Source organism: Kitasatospora sp. NPDC033851 (genome assembly GCF_055576085.1).
Genome location: NZ_JBVIRL010000057.1, coordinates 1 through 21,574, shown reverse-complemented (window position 1 = coordinate 21,574; position 21,574 = coordinate 1). Strand labels below are relative to the sequence as shown.

Here is a 21,574-nt window from a genome sequence, read left to right as displayed (position 1 = left end):
TCCGCTGCCTAATCAGACGGGCTTGGACCCTCTACCGCTGGGATACCCGGCCTCGAAGCCCCCGCATCCGATGACCTACTGGCGGACGCCCTAAGATGAGCGCGCTTGGGATTTGGAATCCTGGGGTGGGCCCACCATCGCCTAAAGTATCGGCGGGGCGCAGCCGGGCGCCGGATTCGCTCGCACGTGCGATTCCCTGACGTGGGCAGAGAGCAGAAGACCTTCGAGTGCACCCGATGACCTGATCGCGGCGCAGCGGGCGCTGGTGGCCGTGCAGGCCGAGCGCCGCGCGTTCGACCCGGGGCGGCGACCTGGAGGCCGTCCGGCAGGGGCGGAGCGAGGAGCAGCTGGCCGAGTCCGCCCGCCTGGAGGAAGCAGAGCGGCGGGCCTCCCATGCGGTGTGGGCTGACGAGTACTGGGCCACTCTGTCCGGCGAGGACCGGGTCACCGCCCGCAGCCGGCTCCAGCACATCGACAACGAGCCGACCGCGGCAGCGGCAGCGTAGCGAAGGCCCGCGCCGCTCTGCGGCCGGGGGCTAACCGCAGACGGAGGTTGACGTTCGCGTCCACGCTGTGGCCGACGGGTCGGGGGCGGCGCATCAGGCAGGGGCGGCCACGGGCGCTCGGAGGCTTGCCATCGCGGGTGCGGCAGACGAGTAGTGGTGCCCGGCCTTCGTCGGCCGGGCACCACCGTAGCGGGCCGCTCTACGTCCTTCGGCCCTATTCCGCGTCGATCGGGCGGATGTACTCCAGAGTCCAGGTCTGCTGGAATTCAGGCTTGGGTTCGGTGAGTTCGATCTGCTGACCGCGGTAGCCGGCGGCGCAGGCGAGGCCGCGCTCGGAGATGATCTTGACTCCGCCCAGGACGCTCTCGAAGGTGAACTTCGTCCACTCGCCGCGAGGAACGCTGTTGACCCAGAGCTTGTCCTCGGGGGTCACGATCCCGGCATTCTCCTGGAGGGCCAGGTGGATCACATAGGGCGCCCCCGGCATCGGCTCGATGGGCTCGATGGCCCACTCCTGCTCGATCGGCAGCGGGTTGGCGCGGTCAGCGATGACGGGCGCGCCGTACTTGACTGCGTGCTCGGTCGCGGTCAGCTGGGTGCCCGGGCCGATGATGTGAGCGTGGACCCTGTAGATACCGGGCTTGACTGGGATGGGAGGCATGGAACCCTCTTTCGCTGCCTTGGATGTGACTTGAGGTGGCCATGTGGCACCTCAACTCCACCATGAGCATGGCGCCGAATACGTGAGGCCCGCCAATCGACTATGGCCTGGGAAATATTCGACTTCATCTGCGATCCCAATGTCCCGCTTGAATGATGCAGATGTTCGATTGTGCTTTGATATTTCGATGTTCTGCTGGTGGTCCCGTTCAGCGTCGCGGGCACCGTCTTCAACGCCGGTAACGCGGACGGGCGTGCGGATGGACGGAGCTGTAGGCGGCGGGCGGGAGCGGCAGGGTGGTCTCCGGCCCGGTCGGTCAGTCCAGGTCGGCGGATGCCAGGGCCACCGCGAGCACCAGGTACGGGACGGCTTCCAGGCACTGCTCGGCCATCATGCTCGGGTCGGACGCCGTGCCCGCGTCGGCCAGCGCCAGCAGCCCGGCACCGATGGCCGCGTCGACCGCCGCGTACAGGACCTCGGCCGCGGTGAACTCCCCGGAGGTGCACGTCCGTCGACAGAAGGGTCGAGGAGGTTTCGTGGTCCCGGGCCGAGCAGGAGGCCGCGCCGGTTCGGACCTCGGACGAGCGGACCCCAGAAAAGTGGGGTTCCGATTCTGTACCCGCAGGCCGAGGCTGGCCGTATGAACACCATCGAACAGAACAAGCAGACAGTGACCGCATTCATCGACGCGCTGTTCACCCGGGGCGACCTGTCAGCCGTCGACGCCTACCTCACGGAGGACTTCGTCAACCACGACCCGCCCATCGGCGTCGGCACGGACCGGGAGGGCATGCGCGCCGCAGGGGCGATCTTCCGGCAGGCGTGCCCTGACTGGCACTCCGACCTTGGGCGCCTGGTCGGCGAGGGCGACGTGGTGGTGGAACTCTTCACCGCTTCTGGCACCCAGCACGGTGAGGTGATGGGCGTCCCCGGTGACGGCCGCACGCTGGTGCTCAAGGGCATCAACGTCTTCCGGCTGCGGGACGGCCGGATCGCCGAACGCTGGGGCCGGCTGGACGAGCTGGGTCTGCTGAGCCAGCTCGGGCTCGTGCCGGACCGGGCGGCGGCGTAGCGTGAGTGCCATGGTCGCCGCCTTGCGGGAGCGACACGTCGAGCGGCTGATCGACAGTTGCTACGCCGACCTGGACAAGCCCGCCCTGACCACCGAGGTGCTGCGCCGCCTACCGGGCATCCTGCCGGTGGAGGCCGCGTTCTTCGCCTCGGTGGACCCGGCGACCCTGCTCTTCACCTCGGCTGTCGCCCAGGATCCGCTGCCCGGTGCCACCCCGCTCTTCCTGGACAACGAGTTCGGCCGCGCGGACGTCAACAAGTTCGCCGCGCTGGCCCGGGGCCCGGAGCCGGTGATGTCGCTGGACCGGGCGACCCGGGGCGAGCGCTCCGTCAGCGCCCGCTACCGCGAGATCATGGCCGGCCTGGGGCTCGGCGACGAGCTCCGGGCCGCCCTGGTCGTTGGGCACGAGTGCTGGGGCGTGCTCTGCCTGCACCGGGCGGACGCGGAAGCCGGCTTTTCCGGCACCGACCTGGACGTCGTGCGCAGGCTCGCCCCGCACTTGGCCGAAGGCCTTCGCCGTGACGTCGTGCACCAGGCGCTGAGCGGCGACGGGGCCGGAACTGCGGGCGGCCCCGGCGTGATCGTGCTCGATCAGGGGCTCTCGCTGGTCTCGATCAGCCCGGACGCCGAACAGTGGCTCGCCCGGCTTGAGGGGCCCGAGATCCAAGGCCTGCCGATGCCGATCTACTCGGTGGCCGTCCAACTGGCCCGGGCGCCCGACGCGTCGCCGGAGGCCGCGCATCGGCCTGGCTCGGTCAGGCTGCGCACCGCCGACGGGCAGTGGCTGACCCTGCATGCCACCCGTCTGCGGGGGCGGGCGGGGGAGCAGATCGGGGTGGTCGTCGAGCCGGCGCCCGCCGCCGAACTCGGCTCCCTACTGCTGGCTGCCCACGGCCTCACCCCGGCCCAGAGCCGGGTCACCGCCCTGGTACTGCAAGGGTGCTCCACCCGGGAGATCGTGGCCCGGCTGCACGTCTCCGGGTACACCGTGCAGGAGCACCTGACGGCGGTGTTCGCCCGGTTCGGTGTGAGCAGCCGCCGGGAACTGATCGCCGCGATGCTCGCCCCGAGGGGACGCTGAACCGACCGGCGGCACCGCGTTCGCCGGCCCTCGCCCCACGGCTCGCCGTGACCGGGCACGGCAGCGGTGAGGACGTGCTCCGCGATGTTCTCCACCAAGGCAAGTGTTTTCCGGCTGCCACGCCGGTCCAGACCGGCGCGGGCATATCGCTTGAAAACACCCCTGTTGTCGAGTCCGGCTCTGGCAGGTCACACCCCAGCGCAGCGACCGAAGCGACCCGGCCACCAGACAGAGCTTCGCGAAGCAGCAAGCCGGCACCGCGGCCCTCGAACAGCCGGAGCACCCCCCACGCGGCGCGGCGGTCCCGCCCCCACACTGGACGGGCTGATCCCCATGCCTAGCAGGGACGACGCAATCCCATGCTGCCAGTGCTTCTCTCCCCGCGGCCGACGGACCGGCCCCGTTGGCGGCCCGGGCCGATCCGACCACCCGTGACAGGACCCGCACAGCAGGCGGCGCAGCTGGGCGGCGAACGGCCGCCCGGACCCGACGCCCACCGGACAGCGATCGCTGGCTCGGCCGGTGAAGCCCTGACGGCGCCCGCACCGGCCGAACAGCAGGCGGGCAGCCAGGGCCAAGCGGAGCCGGGACGGGGGCGAGGCGCAGCCGGGCGGCGGGCCGGCGCGTCGGGCGGGACCGGTGGGCCGGCCGGTGGCGGGGCCCGGAGGGGTCAGTTGCCGCGCGGTTCCTCCACCCAGGCGTCTCGGCCGCCGTCGGTCAGCTGAGCCCACCGCTCGTACTCCTGGCGCACATACGGCCGCGCCGACGCTTCCCAGGTGGGCGAGCCAGGCCCGGCCGGGCCCGGGACGAACTGCCTGTCGGGGTAGATGCACACGATCTTGTCCCGGACCTGCGCGACGTCCGCGCCGGCGCCCGGGGCGGCCTGGGCCGGCGAAACACCCCCGAACGCCGCCACCAAAGCCACGGCCATGCCGGCGAGCCTCGTACGGACACGCATGCTGCCCATGAACGGATCCCTTCGACGAGTCTTGACCGGCAGACCCACAGTGCTGGGACCGGACCGGCGCTGCCCCGGTACCTCGCGATGCCGCACCCCTCGCCGGCACGCCGACCGTCCGCACACGCCCCTCGCGAAGGGGCGGTCCAACCGCACCAGTCCCCATGCGGCCAGCCGCCAGGAATCACGCGAACGAGCTGCACAGCAGCCCGGGCAACGAGATGACGGCCCACCGCTTCACCGTGCCGTCCCGGGGGCGGCGCCAAGCGAGGAGCAGCTCGCGGCGTTGGTCGGCTGGAGGAAGTCGAGCGACGGCCTCGCACGCCAGATGGGCCACCCCTTGCTGGGCGAGCTTGCCCGCGGAGGGCCGGGGGCCGCCGCCACAGCGAGCTCAAGCAGGTCGACGACGAACCGGCCAAGACGGGGGCGTAGCGCGCCAGGCGCCGCCCGACGTGTGACGGCGCCGGTCACCAGCAGGTGATCGGCGGCTTCGTGCCCGACGTCAGCGGCGCAGCGGCAGATCACGAGCGCCAGCGCCCCATGTCGCATATCTATACGAACCATGGCAAACTGGGCGTAAGTGATAGCGCTCTACAGAGGAAAATCACCCATGACTCATGGAGCCCACCCCCACGCTCCTACCATCCGCGCGAACATCGACCGGGCCCGCGACTGCGAAGAATGCCGCAGCTGGGGCACCGTGATCACACCCGAGGGCCGCCACGAGCTGTGCCCCAGGTGTCAGCACCCCGACTAAGCACCCGACCTCCGCTCCCTGGCCGGCGACCTCCGGGCCGCCTCCAACGAATTCGGCCAGTAGCCAGCCCACCCCCGCACACCCCGGCCCAGATATTCCCATACAAGCCCCCTGAGCCGGAAGCGGATCACACTAGGCGCTTCCAGACGGGGTAGAACTTCGCAGCGCACTGGGCTTCCCCCTGTTCAAGCTGCGCGAGGACCCCGGCGGCGCAACGCGCTACCGGGACTCCTGCCACGCCCGCGGCGAGATCGCGCCGCTGGCCGACCGCCGGGAGCAGACCCTGGAACTGCGGGTCCAGGAACCCGAGCGGGACCCGGACCCGCTCCGCTCGCCTTGGGAGGGCATGTCGGGAGCGGCGGTGTGGGCGCACGGCCGGATCGTCGGGGTGGTCACCATGCACCGCCGCGGGGAAGGCCTCGGCACGCTGACCGTCAGTCGCGCCGACGGGTGGGCGACGGCGGCCGACGAGGCCGGCCGTGAGGCGCTGCGACGAGCCGGGGTGGCGACCATGCTGCGGCCGGCGGCGCCCTGGTGGCGCGACCGGCGGCTGGTCCTCGGGACGAGTGCCGGGACGCTTGCCGTCGTCCTGACGGTCTGGCTCGGTGCGGCCCGGCTCACCGAACAGCCGCCGTTGCGCTTCCGGGTCCTCGGCACGTGCAGCCACGTCGGTCAGCAACTGGGCAACGACTCGGCCGGTTTCACGCCCGGTGGCCGCTACACCAACGAGATCCTCGCGCCCGACGGGCAGGTTCTTCCGCTCGCGGCGTCCGGTGAGAGCGGCACCGTGGCGAAAGACGGCTCACTGCACTGGAGCTGGCCCTGCGCGAGCACTGACGCCACGGGCACGTACCGGGCCCGGGTCACCGACGAAGCGACCCACCGGCGCACAGGCTGGGCGACCTTTGAAGTCGGACACCTGACGCCGTACACCTGCGTGTTCCAGCAGGAGAACGGCCTGTGGTACGCCGGAATCAGCCGAACCGTGACCGCCGTGCTGGCGCCCGGGGCGACCGGCGCGGACGATGTCGCCGAGGCACAGTGCCTGCTCCAGCGCCTGGGCTTCCCCCTCGGGGCGCGGGAGATCGACGGCCGGTACGGCAGCTACACCCAGCAGGCCATCAGTTCGCTCCAGCAGCAGGGCGGGATCACGGCGGACGGAATTGTCGGGCCGTCCACCTGGTGGCTGCTGCGCACCCGTGAACCGCAGGGCGGTTGACAGGCGCCGTCCGGTGCCGCGCTGCTCTCGACCCGGGTGACGACGCTGCCTGTATCAAGACGGCCCTGGCTGCCCACGATCCCGCCTCCGGTCCTATCACTGTGCACCCGATCCCGGGCACCACTTGGGGGGCCGGCCGCGAGGTAGGCGTCGGTCACCTCAGCCAGGTGCCGGGCGAACGCGTCCGCCCGCGCCCGGTTCACCGCCCGGTCGAAGTCGGGCCGTCCGCGGAATGTGCGCGGGCCCGGGAGCTGACCGAGCGGCTGCGCACGGCGATCGAGGACGTCCGGGCCGCCGTCCTGGTCCTGGCCCGCCGGGTCCGCGCAGCACAACAACGGCCGGGAGGTGGCGAGGCGCGGGTGGCGGGACCAGCCGGGTCGGCGGTCTGGCGCAGGCCGGTGCGGCACCGCAGGTGCAATACGCCTGGGTGAAGACCGCGTAATCGCCTGTGGCCGGCTCCACCACATCGACGACCCTGTCGAGGAGCAGCCGGCCGTCTGAGCCCGGCCGGTCACGGGTCCGCCCCCGGGCGATGTCCGGGGGCGGCGGTAGTCTGCCGAGGCCCCGAGAAGGCACAGGAGGCCGCCACCCACACGTGGCGGCCTTCCGGCATCTCGGACAGGGACGGCGACGACACGACAGTCCGGGTGCCGCACCCGGCGACGTCACTCGACCGGCCCGCGGTGAAATGGGACAGGTTCGCGAACCGGCCGCCGGTCGAGCCCGCGGGTCAGCCGTCCAGTTTCGCGTACAGGCCACGACCCGGGCGCTGCGCCCGGCCGGCCTTGACCAGGCGCTCCAGCATGGTGCGCACCGCGTTCACGTTGTCCGCCGACTCCTCGATCCCCAGCCGGGCGATCACCTCCCGGGCACGCAGCGGCCCCTGAGCGCCGGCCAGCACACCCAGCGCGCTCTCGGAGGTGGCCCCGGTCGCTCGCCGCCCGGACGCGGGCGCAGCCGTCTCGCTCCTCTCGGTGGCCGGCTCGGCCCCGGTTCGCACCGGCCCGGTGTTCCGAGTCGCGGCCGACTTCTTCGCCACGGTGCGCGGCCGCGCACTGCCGGAAGTCTTCTTCGCCGCGGCTTTCTTCGCGGATGCCGCCGGCTTCGCTGTGGCCTTCTTCGCGGGTGCCGCCTTCTTCGCTGTGGCCTTCTTCGCGGGGGCAGCCTTCTTCGCTGTGGCCTTCTTCGCCGTCTTCGTGACCGTGCCCGTACGTGTGGTGGCCTTCTCAGCCGGCTCCCCGCCCCGGTCCGGCGCCGCCCCGGCTTCGGCCGCGAGCTGCCGCGGCCGGACCCCGGCGATGGCGTCCGCCTCTGCCCGAATGGTGCCCACCGCAGTGGTGCCCTGCGAGGCCGGCAGCCCGGCCAGGGCCTGCAGGCTCTGGATGGCGCCGCGTACGGCGTTCTCGCGCGCCACGGCGGCGGTCAGCTCGTCCTCCAGACGCCGCCGCCGGGCCTCGATGCCGGGAAGTTCCGCCTCCAACTGGGCGATGGTGTCACTGAAACGGCTTTCTGCCACGGTTCCTCGTCTCGTCCGCCCACGCGCATATCGCAGGACCTGTGCGATCTTTACCCCGCTACCGCGTCCGCCAACAAGAAACCGCGCCGATCCGCACCGGGCGCAGGATCGGGCCAAGGGGTAAAACGGACCCCCGCCCAAGAACTCGTAACACGATCACGGTCATCGAGTGTTGCCGCCTACGCCACGTGGGACCTGTAGTCGCGGCTCGTCGCATTGGTGGGCACGCCAGGCGCGTCCGGTCCGGACATCCATCCCTCGGGGCAGAGCAGCACGGATTTGATGAACGACGGCGGCGGAAGGTAGCTGTGGCTGGCGACGTAGTGGGCTATGAGCGTCGGCGCCGCGAAGACCTCCCCGGCGGCACCAGGGACGCGGATCTCACCGTTCCCCAGGTAGAGCAAGTCGCCCTTGTGCTCGACGGTCAGCAAGCCCATCTGCCTCTCGCCGGGTGGGCACAGCCCGCAGACGTGGAAGCCCCGCGTCTTGTTCACGTCCTGCCAGCGAAGGATGTCGAAGAGTCGGGCTGGGAAGTCCTCCGGGACCGGCCCCGCCGTGTATTCGCGCCGTCCGTCGAGCCAACCCACATTGATCCGTTGGTAGGAGGGGGCGAATGAAGCGCTGTAAGGCCCATCGGCAGCGGCTACGACGTCCTCGGCCAAATAGCTGTAGGGACTCAGATCACAGAAGAAGGTCACGACGCCGTCTAGCATGCTGTGCCGATGAGCGTCATCACGGCGGATCCATCCGCTTCAGGAGGTGCCGCCAGCAGATGAGTGCGCAGGCGAGTGAGACGAATGCGTCGTGGAGGTCGAGGCGTCGTTCCCAGCGGATGGCGAGGCGCTTGAACTGGTGCAGTTGGGCGAAGGCCTGCTCGACGACGTAGCGGAGTTTGCCGAGGCCGATGATGTCGGGCGTGCCCCTGCGGGAGATGATCGGCCGAAATGTGGTATCTCGGGCTGGATGTCGGCAAGGGCGATCACCACGCGGGAACGGGCTCCACCGGGCGGGGTGCGGGTGCGGACTGCCCGGTGGAGTCCGGCCGCTACCGCGTCAGCAGCTTCTCCAAGACGTCCGCCCCCTGTGACGCGCCGCCCGCCCCGCGCACGATCCGGCTCAGGGCCGCCGCCCTGGGGCGGCAGGACCGGACGTCCTGGACGGCGTCGCAGAGGCCCTGCACGGTCGGCTCGGCGAGCGTCCGGCCGACCTGCAGCTCCTCCGCCCGCCGGGCGATCGCCCGCTGTTCCGGAATCTGCGGCACCGCCACGAAGGGCACCCCGTGGTAGAGAGACTCCATCGCCGAGTTCATCCCGGCGTGGCTCAGGAACACCTCGGTGTGTCGCAGCACCGCCACCTGCGGCACGTGTGCGTGCACTTCGACGTTCGCCGGGATCGGGCCCAGCGACTCCTGGTCCAGCCCGCCCACCGCCATGACGACCTGCCAGTCGCTGTCCCCGAACGCCTCGATGCAGGTCCGGTAGAACTCGGGCCGGTCGTTGAAGACGGTTCCCAGCGATATCAGCAGTACCGGGGCCTGCGACCGGGGGCTCCACTCCTCAGCGCTCTGCCGGCTGCTCAGCGACGGCCCCACGAAGTGGAAGCGCTCGTCGAAGGTATCCCCCGACATCTGGAACTCGCGGGGGATGAACACCAGGCTCGTCGGGGCCACGTAGCCGAACATCAGGTTCGGGTCCTCGAGGAAGGTGTGGCCCTGCGCGAACTTCCCCATGTCCTGAATCGCGGCCACCAGCCGGGGGTTGGTGTGGTCGAAGTCGGCCGGTAAGTACACCTGCGCCGCCGAGAAGGACTCGTTCTCCGCGAAAGTCGGCACCAGGGAGATCTCCCGCACCTCGAGCAGGTTCGCCAGCATCCTCCCGGTGAAGGTCACCGAGTCGTAGCACACCGCGTCCGGCGGGTCGGCCGAGAAGTGCTCGGCCAGGACGGGGAAAGAGGCACGCGCGTCGTCGAGGTAGTACTCCATCGTCACGGCGAGCTGTTCCGCCGTGAACTCGCCCCGCGCCGCCATGTCGGGCGGCAGCTGCGAGGGCAGGGTCACCGGCGACGCCCCGGCGGCAAAGGCGGCGTCCATGGTGGCCGGTCCCGTGGCGTAGCTGACCCGGTGACCGCGCCGGACCAGCTCTTCGACCAGCGGCAGGGTCGGGTTCACATGCCCGGACGCGGGCGCGCTCACGAAGGCGAAATGGGCCATCAGTTCTCCTCCAGGATGACCGGCAGAGTCTTGTGTCCGTTGGTGAAGAAGGAACCCAGCGGCTCGAGTTCGGACGACGGGACGGCCAGCCGCAGCCGGGGGAACCGGGAGAACAGCGCGGACAGCGCCGTCGTCGCCTCCAGCTTCGCCAGGGGGCTGCCGAGGCAGTAGTGCACGCCGTGCCCGAAGGTGAGGTGGTCGGCCCGCGACGGCCGGGTGACGGAGAAGTCCTCCGCGTCGGCCCCGTGCTGCGCCGGGTCGCGGCCGGCCGCGCCGTAGGACAGCAGGATCGCCTCGCCCTTGCGGATCTGCACGCCGTCCGCGGAGATGTCCTCCACGGCGTACCGCAGCGGCAGGTTCGGCACCGGCGCCTGCCAGCGCAGGGTCTCGTCCACCACGTCCTCCCACGTGCTGGCCCCGGACCGGACCAGGGCGAGCTGAGACGGGTGCGTGACCAGCGCGTGGACGGCGTGGTCGAGCAGGTTGACTGTCGTCTCGAAGCCGGCGGAGATGGTCAGCAGCAGGGTGTCCAGCAGTTCCCGTTCGGACAGTCGTGTGCCGTCCGCCTCCTGCGCGGCGATCAGGTCGCTGGTCATGTCGTCGCCGGGGTCGCGCCGTTTGGCGGCCACGAGTTCCTTGAGCAGCATGTACAGCTCACCAGAGGCGGCCTGCACGCCCGCCGGGTCCGCGTCGAGGCTGAACACCGCGTCCACCAGCCGCCGCAGGTCCGCGCCCGTCTGCGCGGTCACCCCGAACAATCCGGTGATGACCTGGATCGGCAGCGGGAACGCGAACCGTGCGCGCAGGTCGACCGTCTGCCCCGGCGGCACCGCGGCCAGGTCGGCGATCAGGCCGGCCGTGATCTCCTCGACGCGCGGCCGCATCGCTTCGATACGGCGCGGGGTGAACGCCTTGGCCACCAGGCTGCGCAGCCTGGTGTGGTCGGCCCCGTGGGCGGTGAACATGTTCTGCATCGCGACCCACATGATCAGCGGCCAGTCCGGCGGGATGTCGCCGTCGCGCCACATGGGCCAGTGCTTGTTCGCGTCCTTGGAGACCTTCGGGTCGAGCAGCAGCTTCTTCGCCAGGTCGTGCCCGGTGACGGCCCAGGCCGACACGCCACCGGGCAGTTCGACGGGCGTGGCCGGGCCGCGCTCGCGCAAGGCAGCGGCCTCGCCGAAGATGTCGCCGCCCGAGGGGTCGATGACATACGCGTCGGCGGGCGGGGCCTGCGCGCGCACCGGCTCGGTGAGGATGGTGGTCGTACGGGGCTTGGGCGGCTCGGTGACCTCCAGCAGGGTCGCGGTGAACCGCGAACCCATGCCGAGGCCGATCGACATGATGGTGTCGCCGGGCTTGAGGGTCTCGTCGTGCAGCAGGTGGTCCATGCCGAGCAGTTGGTCGCACGGCCCGACGTGGCCGAGCTCGCGCAGCATCGGCCAGGTGGTGCGGCCGAGGTCGATGCCGAGCGGCTCCAGCACGACGACCTCCAGTTGGGCCAGGCCCAGACCGGTGACGACGAACCTGGTGATGTCGGCGATGCTGACGCCGCCCTCCTTGGCGGCCTGCTCGACCGCGGTGACCAGTGCCCCGCTCATCAGCGTCAGATACGGGGCCAGGCCGGTGACCTCGATCGGCGTACGGTTCCGGTGGCCCTCGGGGTCCGGGATCGTCGGGGTGGCGAGGACCTCCATCTGGGTCGCGGAGCTGTTGGCGGTCGCGACCAGCCTCGCCCGGCCGCCCTCGCGGTTCAGCACGGCCGCGACCGCACCGTCGGCCAGGAAGATCCCGACGGTGGGCTGCCACCGTTCCCACCGCGGCGGCAGGAACCGGGCGGTAGCCGTGACCAGGGTCGCGGTCGCGGCCGGGTCGGCCACCAGGTGCGCGGCGGCGGACTGCAGCGCGGCCGAGCCGCCGTTGCTGGTCGCCTCGACCTCGTAGACGAGGGCGTGGCCGAGGCCGAGGACGCGCTGCAGGTGGCAGGAGGACGCCATGTGGTCCTGATGGTCCATCTGGGCGTAGGCGGCCATGGAGATGTCGGCGCCGCTGAGGCCGGACTCGCGCAGGGCTCCGATCGCCGCGTGCACGGCCATCGCGTGCTCGGTGACGTCGTCGGAGCGGGTGAACGACACGAAGTCCGACAGCGCGAGCAGCCGCCGCATGGTCTCGGTGTCCGGCACTGCCTGCGTCGCGGGCGTGCGGGGCGGCAGGTACCGCCCCGTTCCGCCGATGTAGACGTTGTCCCAGATCATGCTTGGTCCTTTCCCCTGAGTGCGGACAGCCCCGCCCCGTATCCGTCGAAGTCGAGGAGCCATGTACTGATGGCCAGCGCCGTGGCCGCGGAGTGCTCCTCCAGTACGGTGAAGTGGTCGCCCGGGACGGTGAGCACCTCCTGGACGGTGGTCGACAGCCGGGGCCACGAGCGCTCCCCGGTGCCCACCAGCAGCACCGGCGCGGTGACGGGCTCCGGGGCGCCGGCCAGATCGAGGTATCGGCCCATGGCCACCAGCCGGTCGTCGTCGACCGGCTGGACCTGGTGGCCGGCGTCGAGCATGCCGGTGAGCACACCCGGCAGGTCGTCGGGGTAGCCGTCGATGAGCACCACGGCGCTGGGCCGGGCCCCCCGCCGTTCCAGTTCCCTGGCGGTCGCCAGCGCCAGCCACGCGCCCACCGAACGGCCGACCAGCACCGGCGCGGCGACGGCCGACGCGGCCTCGGCAAGTGCCTGGACCAGGACGTCGGAGTCCGCGGGCAGCGGGTCGCCGGCGAAGCCCGGCAGGGTGACCGCCGTGACATCGCGGGCGGCCTCCAGCGCCGCGGCGAACCGCCCGTACTCCTCGATGCCGCTGGACGCCAGCGCGGACGGCAGGCAGACCAGCGACGGCTGGAGGAAGCCGGTCGCGAGGGCGACCACCTCGGCTTTGGGTGCGTCGGTGGCCTGGCTCAGCCGGGACACCGTGGCCAGCAGATCGAGGCCGTCCTGCGCGCGGCCGACGTCGACGGCCTTGCGCAGCAGGCGCTCCATCGGCCCGGCGACCCGGTTCTCCGGCGAGCACAGCTGCCCGTAGAGGTGGTTGACGAGCTGTTCGGGCGTCGGGAAGTCGAAGACGAGGGTCGCCGGGAGCTGGAGCCCGGTGGCCGCGTTGAGCTGGTTGCGCAGCTCGATGGCGGTCAGCGAGTCGACGCCGTGGTCGCGGAACAGCTGACGCGGGTCGTCGATCCCGCCGGGGGCCATCCCGAGGATGCTCGCGCTGCGCGTGACGACCAGGTCCAGCAGCAGGGCGCGCTGCTCGGGCTCGGGCAGGGCTTCGAGCCCGGCCCGCAGGTCGCCGTGGCCGGCCGCCGGGGCCGGCGCGCGCCGCGGCCGGGCGAGTCCGCGCAGCAGCGCGGGCGGGGTGTCGATCGCCGCGAGGTCGAGGCGGACCGGCACCAGCGCCGGGCGTTCGCCGGCCAGGGCGGTGTCGAACAGGTCGAGGGCCTGCTCGGTGGCCAGCGGCAGCATCCCGGTCCTCGCCAGCCGGCGGTGGTCGGCCTCGGTCAGGTTCCCGGTGATTCCGCTGGACTCGGCCCACTGGCCCCAGGCCAGGGAGGTGGCCGGCAGACCGCGCGCGTGCCGGTGCTCGGCGAGCGCGTCGAGGAACGCGTTCGCGGCGGCGTAGTTGGCCTGCCCAGGGGCGCCGAACACCCCGGACGCCGAGGAGAACAGCACGAACGCCCGCAGGTCCAGGTGTTCGGTGGCCTCGTGCAGGTGCCACGCGGCATCGGCCTTCGAGCGCAGCACCGTGTCGATCTGCTCCGGTGTCATCGATCCCGCCACGGCGTCGTCGACGGCCCCGGCGGCGTGCACGACGACCCGCAGGTCGGGGATCGAGGCGACGAGATCCCTCAGTGCCCCGCGGTCACCGGCGTCGCAGGCGACCACGGTGAGGGCGGCGCCCAGCTCCTGCCGGAGCCCGGGCGGCTCGACGCCGCGGCGGCCGGCGAGCACCACGTGCGGGGCACCGTGCCGCGCGACCAGGTGCCGGGCGACCAGGACGCCGAGGGTGCCGGTGCCGCCGGTGATCAGCACGGTGCCGTCCAGGGGCACGCCGTCCAGGGGCCCGGCCGGGGCGGCCTTCACCAGCCTCGGCACGAGTGCGGTTCCGTCGCGCAACTGGATCTCGGGCTCGCTGTCGCTCACGGCGGCGCGCACCGCGGCGGGGATCGCCCGCCGTGAGGCGGCCGTGCCATCGTGCCGGACGGTCAGGATCCGCCCGGGGTTCTCGCTGTGCGCGCTGCGCAGGAAGCCGCGGGCGGCGGCCGAGGCCAGGTCGTCGCCGGTGAGGACCACGAGCCGGGCGGGCGTGTCGGTGGCCAGGAACTCCCGGACCCTGCCGAGTAGTTCCCGGGTCACCGCGTGGGCGGCCGCGACCGGTTCGCCCTCGCCGACGACCTCGTGGAGGACCGTCTCGGTGTACGGGCCGTCCGGTGCCGCCATCGGGGTCCAGTCAACGGCGAACAGCGTGTTCGGCCGGCGCCCGGCCCCGTGACCCGCCGCTTCGACGGGCCGCAGGACGATCTCGTCGATGCTCACGACCGGCATCCCGGCGGTGTCGGTGATCCGCACCGCGTAGGTGTCCGGCCCGGTCGGGTGCAGCACCACGCGGACCGTCGCGGCCGACCCGGTGACCGACACACCGGAGAACGAGAAGGGCATCCGCGCCGGGCTGCCGCCGGCGCCACCGTCCTCGGCCGCGAGGCCGGCGAGCAGGGTCAGCGGCTGTATGGCGGCGTCCAGGAGCGCGGGGTGGACGCGGTAACCGGTGAGCTGCGCGGGGTCCGCCGGGAAGCTCACCTCGGCGTGCAGGTCCTCGCCGTGCCGCCGGATGCCGGTGAGCCCCTGGAAGGTCGGCCCGTAGTCGTAGCCGGCTTCGGTGAGCCGGTCGTAGAGCGAGCCGATGTCGATCGGCGCGGCCTCGCTGTCGTCCGCCCCGGGCACAGCCGTCCGGTCGGCCCCTGTCGCCCGGTCCGCCGGCGGACTGAGCACGCCGGTCGCGTGGCGGGTCCACTCGTCGGGCTCGGCGGAGGTGCGGGAGTGGACGGTGACGAGCCGGCGTCCGGTGTCGTCGGGTGCGCCGACGGTGACCTGCACGTGCACACCGTCGCGCTCGGACAGCACGAGCGGCGCCTCCAGGACCAGCTCGGACAGTTCGGGGCTGGCCGTGTGCTCGCCGGCGTGGACGGCCATGTCCACGAACGCCATCGCGGGCAGCAGCGTCGAACCGAGCACGGTGTGCTCGGCCAGCCACGGGTGAACGGACGCGGAGAGCTTCCCGGTCAGCACCACGCCCTGCCCGTCGGGGAGCTTCACCAGGGACCGCAGCAGCGGGTGGTCGGGCGTGTCGAGGCCCTCCGACGGGGTGGTGGGCTGGAGCCAGTAGTGCTGGTGCTGGAAAGCGTACGAAGGCACACGCACGCCCGACGTCCCCGTCGTCGTGGCCGCGGGCGGCGTCCAGCGCACGGAACCATCCACCCACAACCGCCCCAGCCCCGCGAACAACCGCTCCGGAGAATCACCACCACGCCGCATCAACCCGTTCCCCACCAGCAACGGATGCGGACCCACCTCCACGAACCCCCTCACACCCTGACCCGCCAGCCACTCCACGGCATCAGCGAACCGGACCGCCTCCCGCACCTGCCGCACCCAATACCCGGGCTCCCCCATATCCACCGGATGCCCGGCCACCGTGGAGACCACCGGGATCACCGGCTCACCGAACGACAAACCCGCCGCCACCCGGCCCAGTTCCTCCAGCACCGGATCCATCCACGCCGAATGGAACGCGTGACTGACCGCCAACCGCCGCACCCGGCGCCCACGCCCGCGCCACACCTCACCCACCTCTTCCACCGCGGCCTCGTCCCCCGACACCACCACCACATCCACCCCGTTGACCGCCGCCACCTCAACACCCGGCACCAGCGACCCCTCCACCTCCTCCACCGACGCCTGGAGCGACACCATCGCCCCACCACCGGCCAACCCCTGCATCAACCGACCCCGCGCCCCCACCAGCACACACGCGTCCTCCAGGCCCAACACCCCCGCCACATGAGCCGCCGCCACCTCACCCACCGAGTGCCCCACCACGAAATCCGGCCGCACACCCAACGACTCCACCAGCCGGAACAGCGCCACCTCCAGCGCGAACACCCCGCCCTGCGTGAACAGCGTCTCCCCCAGCACCCCCTCCCCGTCCTCGAACAACACCCCCACCGGCAACCCCAACAACCCACACACCTCGTCCAACACCCGCGCAAACACCGGGAACACCCGGTACAAACCCCGCCCCATCCCCGCCCACTGACCACCCTGACCAGAGAACACAAACGCCGACCTACCCGAGTCGCGGGCCTCGCCGGTCACCAGCCCGGGATGCACCTCCCCGCGCGCCAGGGCCGCCAGTGCCTCCGGTCCAGTCACCATGGCCCGGTGGGCGAACCGGGTCCGCGCGGCGAGCGCGGCGCCGATTCCGTCCGCGTCGGGGTCCTTGGCCGCGTACGCCTGCAGCCTGCGGGCCTGGGCCCGGAGCGCCTGCTCGGACTTGGCCGACAGCAGCCACGGCACCGGCACCGCGGGCGCAGGGGCGGGCGCGGGAGTGGCAGGGGACTCGGGCGACGTCTTCTCGGCAGGGTCCGCGGCCGGGTCCGGGGCCGGTGCCTCCAGGATCACGTGCGCGTTCGTGCCGCTGATGCCGAACGCCGAGATGCCGGCACGGCGGGGACGCCCCGTCTCGGGCCACGGCCGGGCCTCGGTGAGCAGTGAGACACGACCCGCCGACCAGTCGACGTGCGAGGTCGGCGCGTCCACGTGGAGGGTCCGCGGCAGTTCACCGTGCCGCATCGCCATCACCATCTTGATCACACCAGCCACACCGGCCGCCGCCTGCGTGTGCCCGATGTTCGACTTCACCGACCCCAGCCACAACGGCTCCACCCGGTCCCGGCCGTACGCCGCCAGCAGCGCCTGCGCCTCGATGGGATCACCGAGCGTCGTCCCCGTACCGTGCGCCTCCACCACGTCCACCTCGGACGCCTCCAACCCGGCGTTCGCCAACGCCTGCCGGATCACCCGCTCCTGCGACGGACCACTCGGCGCGGTCAACCCATTGGACGCCCCGTCCTGATTCACCGCCGAACCCCGCACCACCGCCAGCACCTGATGGCCATGGCGACGGGCGTCCGACAACCGCTCCAGCAGCACCAACCCCGCGCCCTCACCCCACGCCGTACCATCGGCAGCCTCGGCAAACGCCTTCACCCTGCCGTCGGCCGCAAGCCCCCGCTGGCGGGAGAAGTCGATGAAGGCGGCGGGTGTCGCCATGACCGTCACACCACCGGCCAGGGCCAGTGAGCACTCCCCCGAGCGCAGCGCCTGCGCCGCCAGATGGATCGCCACCAGCGACGACGAACACGCCGTGTCCACCGACAACGCCGGACCCTCCAGCCCCAGCAGATACGACACCCGCCCCGAGGTCACACTCGTCGCCGTACCGGTGGCCACATAGCCGTCCGCGTCGCGCGAGATCTGGTCCACTCCGCCCGCGTAACCGGATGCCCAGATGCCGGTGAAGACGCCCGTCTGGCTGCCCCTCAACGACGTCGGATCGATCCCCGCGTCCTCGAACGTCTCCCACACCGTCTCCAGCAGCACCCGCTGCTGCGGATCCATCGCCAACGCCTCACGCGGCGAAATCCCGAAGAACGCGGCATCGAAGCCACCCGCATCCCCCAGAAAACCACCCGACCGCGTGTACGACGTCCCCGGACCACCGGCCGGATCATAGATACGACCCACATCCCACCCACGATCCGATGGGAACTCCCCCACCGCGTCCACCCCACCCGCCACCAAATCCCACAACTCCCGCGCCGACCCCACGCCACCCGGATAACGGGCCCCCAACCCCACCACCACCACCGGATCATCCGACACCGGAACACCGACCGGCACGGGCGCGACCGTCCGACGCTCCTTGCCGAGGACCACCTCACGCAGGTATTCGGCCAGCCGGGCCGGGGTCGGGTAGTCGAAGACCATCGTCGCCGACAGCCGGGTCCCGACCGCCGTGGACAGCCGGTTGCGCAGCTCCACGCCGGTCAGCGAGTCGAAGCCCAGGTCCTTGAAGGCCAGGTCGCCACCGATCTCGTCGCTGCGGCCCAGCACGGCCGAGGCGTGGGTGCTGACCAGGTCGAGCAGGATCTCGCGTTGCCGGGCCTCGGGGAGCGATCCCAGCTCGCCCGCCAGTCCGGTGGTCCGCACCGGTTTGCGGGCGCGTGTCAGCGCGCGCAGCACCGGCCGGTCGCCCAGTGCGGACACCTTGAGTCCGGCCGCGACCACCACCGGTTCCGCGGTGTCCAGGCCCTCGTCGAACAGCCCGAGTCCGTAGTCGGTCGTCATCGGCAGCAGCCCGGCGCGGGCGAGGCGTTCACCGTCGGCCTCGGACATCTGCCCGGTCAGCCCGCTGGTCTCGGCCCACCGGCCCCAGGCCAGCGACACCCCCGGCAGGCCCTGGGCGCGCCGGTACGCGGCCAGGCCGTCGAGGTAGGCGTTGGCCGCGGCGTAGTTGGCCTGCCCGGGGCTGCCGAGCGTCCCGGCCGCCGAGGAGAAGAGGACGAACGCCGTCAGGTCCCGCCCTCGGGTGAGTTCGTGCAGGTGCCAGGCCGCCCGTGCCTTGGGCTCCCAGACCGCGGCGAGGCGTTCGGGGGTCAGGGACTCGACCACGGCGTCGTCGAGCACGCCGGCGGCGTGGACGACCGCGGTCAGCGGGTGCGCGGCCGGGATCGAGTCCAGTACGGCCGCCAGCGCGTCCCGGTCGGCCACGTCACAGGCGGCCACGGACACCTCCGCACCCAGCCCGGCCAGCTCCTCGCACAACGCCGCCCCGCCACCACTGCGGCTGACCAGCAACACATGCCGCACACCCCGCTCGGCCACCAGATGCCGGGCCACATGGCCCCCCAGCGTCCCCGTACCACCGGTGATCAGCACCGTACCGGCCGCATCGAGATCCGCAGGAACCGTGAGGACGATCTTCCCGACGTGAGCGGCCCGGCTCATGAACCGGAAGGCGTCCCGCGCGCGGCGGACGTCCCAGGTGGTGAGTGGTGGCAGACGCAGCTCGCCCGCGTCGAGCAGCCGGACGGCCTCGGCCAGGATCTCCCCCAGCCGCTCCGGTCCCGCGTCGGCCAGGTCGAAGGCCAGCACGCCGGGCCGGATGTCGGCCTTGCCCATCTCCACGAACCGCCCGCCGGGCGCGAGCAGCCGCAGGGAGGCGTCCAGGAACTCACCGGACAGCGAGTTCAGCACCACATCGAAGGGGCCGAACCGGTCGGCGAACTCCAGGGTCCGGGACGAGGCGATGTGGTCATCGTCCAGCCCCAGGGCGCGCAGCGCGTCCCACTTGCCCGGGCCCGCGGTCGCGTGGACGTCCGCGCCCCAGAGCCGCGCGAGCTGGACCGCCGCCATGCCGACGCCGCCGGCCCCGGCGTGGATCAGCACCCGGTCGCCGGCCTTCAGCCCGCCCAGGTCGCGCAGGCCGTACCAGGCGGTCATGAACGCGATCGGCACAGTGGCGGCCTGGGCGAACGTCCACTCGTCGGGGATGCGCACCAGCACCCTGTGGTCGGCGACGGCCACCCGGCCGAACGCGCCGGGCAGCAGCCCGGCGACCCGGTCACCCGGCCGCAGCCCGGTGACCTCGGCGCCGACCTCGGTGACGACGCCCGCGCCCTCGCTGCCGAGCAGCGCCGGGTCCGGGTAGACGCCGAGGGCGATCAGCACGTCCCGGAAGTTCAGGCCGGCCGCCCGCACGGCGACGCGCACCTCCCGGGGCCCGGGCGGGGCCTGCTCGTACGGCAGGAAGGCGAGGTCGTCCAGGCTGCCCGTGCCTGCCTGCGTCAGCCGTCCGTCGAACGCCTCCGGTGCGGAGCGCACGAGCCGGGGCACGTAGACGGCCCCCCGGCGCACCGCCACCTGGTCCTCGTCGCCGACCGACAGGCCGTCGGGCAGCTCGTCGGCGTCCACGAGCACGAATCGGCCGGGGTGCTCGGACTGCGCGGACCGGACCAGGCCCCAGACGGCCGAGGCTTCCGGGTCGCTCACCCCGTCACCGGGAACGACGGCGACCGCGCCCCGCGTGCGCACCACGAGCCGTTCGCCGGGCCCGGCCAGGAAGTCCTGGACGGCCGTCAGCGCCTCGGTGACCGAGCCGGGCGAGACGACGGCGTCGCCGAGTGCGCCTTCGCCGGGGGTCAGCGAAATCCAGTCGAGGGCGTACAGCGGGCCGCGTTCAGCCATCGGACGGGTGGTCAGCGCCTCGATGGTCGCCACGGGCTCGCCGGACCGGCTCGCCAGGTGGACGGCGTACGTCCCGGGGCGCACCACCGTCAGCCGCACGCGCGCGGAGGTCACGCCGGTGCGGTGGACCGCGATCCCGCCCAGCGAGAACGGCAGCCGCACGTCGCCTTCCGTGCCGGACAGCAGCGCCAGCGGTTGCAGGGCGGCGTCCAGCAGGGCGGGATGGACTGAGAACCGGGCCGCGTCCGGCACGGTGACCTCGGCGAACACCTCATTGCCGCGGCGCCACACCGCCTGCACGGCCTGGAAGGCCGGCCCGTACTCGTAGCCCGCCGCGGCGAGCGTGTCGTAGAGCCCGGTGACCGGTTCCGCGCCGGCCGGCGGCCATTGCGTCAGCTCCTGCCCGACCACGGGATTCCCGCTCACCGTGCCGGTGGCGTGCCGCACCCAACCGTCCGTACGGGACCGGACGTCGACCGTGCGGCGGCCGGTCTCGTCCGGCTCGCCCACGACGACCTGCACGTCCACCGCGCCGTCCGCGGGCAACGTCAGCGGCGCCTCCAGGACCAGTTCCTCCACTGCCGCCCCGGCCGCGTGCACCACCAGTTCCACGAACGCCGTCGCGGGCAGCAGCACCGTCCCCAGGACGGAGTGGTCCGCGAGCCAGGGATGGGTGGCCAGGGAGAGCCGACCTGTCAGGACCCGCTGCTCGCCCACCTCGACAGCAGCGCCGAGCAGCGGGTGGTCCACCGAGTCGAGCCCGGCCGCGGACACGTCTCCCGCGCCTCCGGCGAGCCAGAACCGCGTCCGCTGGAAGGGGTAGGTGGGCAGCGCCACCGGCTCCCCTTCGGGGAACGGCCACCGCACCGGCACACCCGCGACGAACAGCCGCGCCGCGGCGGCCAGGAACTCGGCCGGGGTGCCGTGGTCGCGGCGCAGCGTCCCGGTCACCACACCCGCCTCGTGCTCCTCCAGCGCAGGCGTGAGCACCGGGTGCGGGCTGATCTCGACGAAGACGGGGTCGCTGCCCGAGGCGAGCAGCGCACGGGTGGTCTGGTCGAACAGCACGGGTTCGCGGAGGTTGCGGTACCAGTAGTCGGTGTGGAGGGCGGAGGTGTCGATCTGCTCGCCGGTCACCGTCGAGTAGAACGGGATCGTCGCCGGGCGCGGTGTGATGCCGGCGAGGTCGGTGAGCAGTTGCTCGCGGATCGCCTCGACCTGGACGGAGTGGGCGGCGTAGTTGACGGGCAGGC

General features: G+C 72.3%; 10 protein-coding genes. 3 read left to right on the top strand and 7 right to left on the bottom strand.

Features of this window, described 5'->3' with window-relative positions; translation table 11 throughout:
- Positions 1-720: 720 nt before the first annotated feature.
- Positions 721-1,167 carry a hypothetical protein gene (locus ACZ51D_RS42135; RefSeq protein ID WP_360509920.1) on the bottom strand — a complete coding sequence of 149 codons (447 nt, stop codon included), beginning with the start codon at positions 1,165-1,167 and terminating at the stop codon, positions 721-723.
- 640 nt (positions 1,168-1,807) lie between these two features.
- Here ACZ51D_RS42135 and ACZ51D_RS42130 point away from each other — a divergent pair.
- Positions 1,808-2,239, top strand: coding sequence for an ester cyclase (locus ACZ51D_RS42130; protein ID WP_360509921.1), 432 nt, complete (start codon positions 1,808-1,810; stop codon positions 2,237-2,239).
- A gap of 10 nt (positions 2,240-2,249) precedes the next feature.
- Entirely contained in the window at positions 2,250-3,320 is a 1,071-nt protein-coding gene (locus tag ACZ51D_RS42125; protein ID WP_465665607.1) for a helix-turn-helix transcriptional regulator, read from the top strand.
- 670 nt (positions 3,321-3,990) lie between these two features.
- Here ACZ51D_RS42125 and ACZ51D_RS42120 read toward each other — a convergent pair.
- Entirely contained in the window at positions 3,991-4,287 is a 297-nt protein-coding gene (locus ACZ51D_RS42120) for a hypothetical protein (protein ID WP_465665605.1), read from the bottom strand.
- Between the two features lie 1,094 nt (positions 4,288-5,381).
- Here ACZ51D_RS42120 and ACZ51D_RS42115 point away from each other — a divergent pair.
- The gene (locus tag ACZ51D_RS42115; protein ID WP_465626315.1) at positions 5,382-6,254 is read left to right on the top strand and encodes a peptidoglycan-binding domain-containing protein; all 873 of its coding nucleotides are present in this window, start codon (positions 5,382-5,384) and stop codon (positions 6,252-6,254) included.
- A gap of 730 nt (positions 6,255-6,984) precedes the next feature.
- Here ACZ51D_RS42115 and ACZ51D_RS42110 read toward each other — a convergent pair.
- From ACZ51D_RS42110 to ACZ51D_RS42090, 5 genes are all read right to left on the bottom strand, one after another.
- The gene (locus ACZ51D_RS42110; RefSeq protein WP_465626317.1) at positions 6,985-7,770 is read right to left on the bottom strand and encodes a type IV toxin-antitoxin system AbiEi family antitoxin domain-containing protein; all 786 of its coding nucleotides are present in this window, start codon (positions 7,768-7,770) and stop codon (positions 6,985-6,987) included.
- Between the two features lie 179 nt (positions 7,771-7,949).
- The gene (locus ACZ51D_RS42105; protein ID WP_465626319.1) at positions 7,950-8,468 is read right to left on the bottom strand and encodes a DUF7919 family protein; all 519 of its coding nucleotides are present in this window, start codon (positions 8,466-8,468) and stop codon (positions 7,950-7,952) included.
- 347 nt (positions 8,469-8,815) lie between these two features.
- Positions 8,816-9,979, bottom strand: a complete 1,164-nt coding sequence (locus tag ACZ51D_RS42100) for a macrolide family glycosyltransferase (RefSeq protein WP_465626321.1) — start codon at positions 9,977-9,979, stop codon at positions 8,816-8,818.
- The gene (locus ACZ51D_RS42095; protein ID WP_465665603.1) at positions 9,979-12,231 is read right to left on the bottom strand and encodes a cytochrome P450; all 2,253 of its coding nucleotides are present in this window, start codon (positions 12,229-12,231) and stop codon (positions 9,979-9,981) included. The genes ACZ51D_RS42100 and ACZ51D_RS42095 overlap by 1 nt, the downstream gene beginning before the upstream one ends.
- A partial coding sequence (locus tag ACZ51D_RS42090) for an SDR family NAD(P)-dependent oxidoreductase (RefSeq protein ID WP_465665601.1) occupies positions 12,228-21,574 on the bottom strand: 9,347 nt, incomplete at its 5' end. The genes ACZ51D_RS42095 and ACZ51D_RS42090, both read right to left, overlap by 4 nt.

Bases quoted from the DNA above. Each gene is read 5' to 3' on its own strand.
- ACZ51D_RS42135 (WP_360509920.1), bottom strand. From the start codon at position 1,167: ATGCCTCCCATCCCAGTCAAGCCCGGTATCTACAGGGTCCACGCTCAC.
- ACZ51D_RS42130 (WP_360509921.1), top strand. From the start codon at position 1,808: ATGAACACCATCGAACAGAACAAGCAGACAGTGACCGCATTCATCGAC.
- ACZ51D_RS42125 (WP_465665607.1), top strand. From the start codon at position 2,250: ATGGTCGCCGCCTTGCGGGAGCGACACGTCGAGCGGCTGATCGACAGT.
- ACZ51D_RS42120 (WP_465665605.1), bottom strand. From the start codon at position 4,287: ATGGGCAGCATGCGTGTCCGTACGAGGCTCGCCGGCATGGCCGTGGCT.
- ACZ51D_RS42115 (WP_465626315.1), top strand. From the start codon at position 5,382: ATGTCGGGAGCGGCGGTGTGGGCGCACGGCCGGATCGTCGGGGTGGTC.
- ACZ51D_RS42100 (WP_465626321.1), bottom strand. From the start codon at position 9,979: ATGGCCCATTTCGCCTTCGTGAGCGCGCCCGCGTCCGGGCATGTGAAC.
- ACZ51D_RS42095 (WP_465665603.1), bottom strand. From the start codon at position 12,231: ATGATCTGGGACAACGTCTACATCGGCGGAACGGGGCGGTACCTGCCG.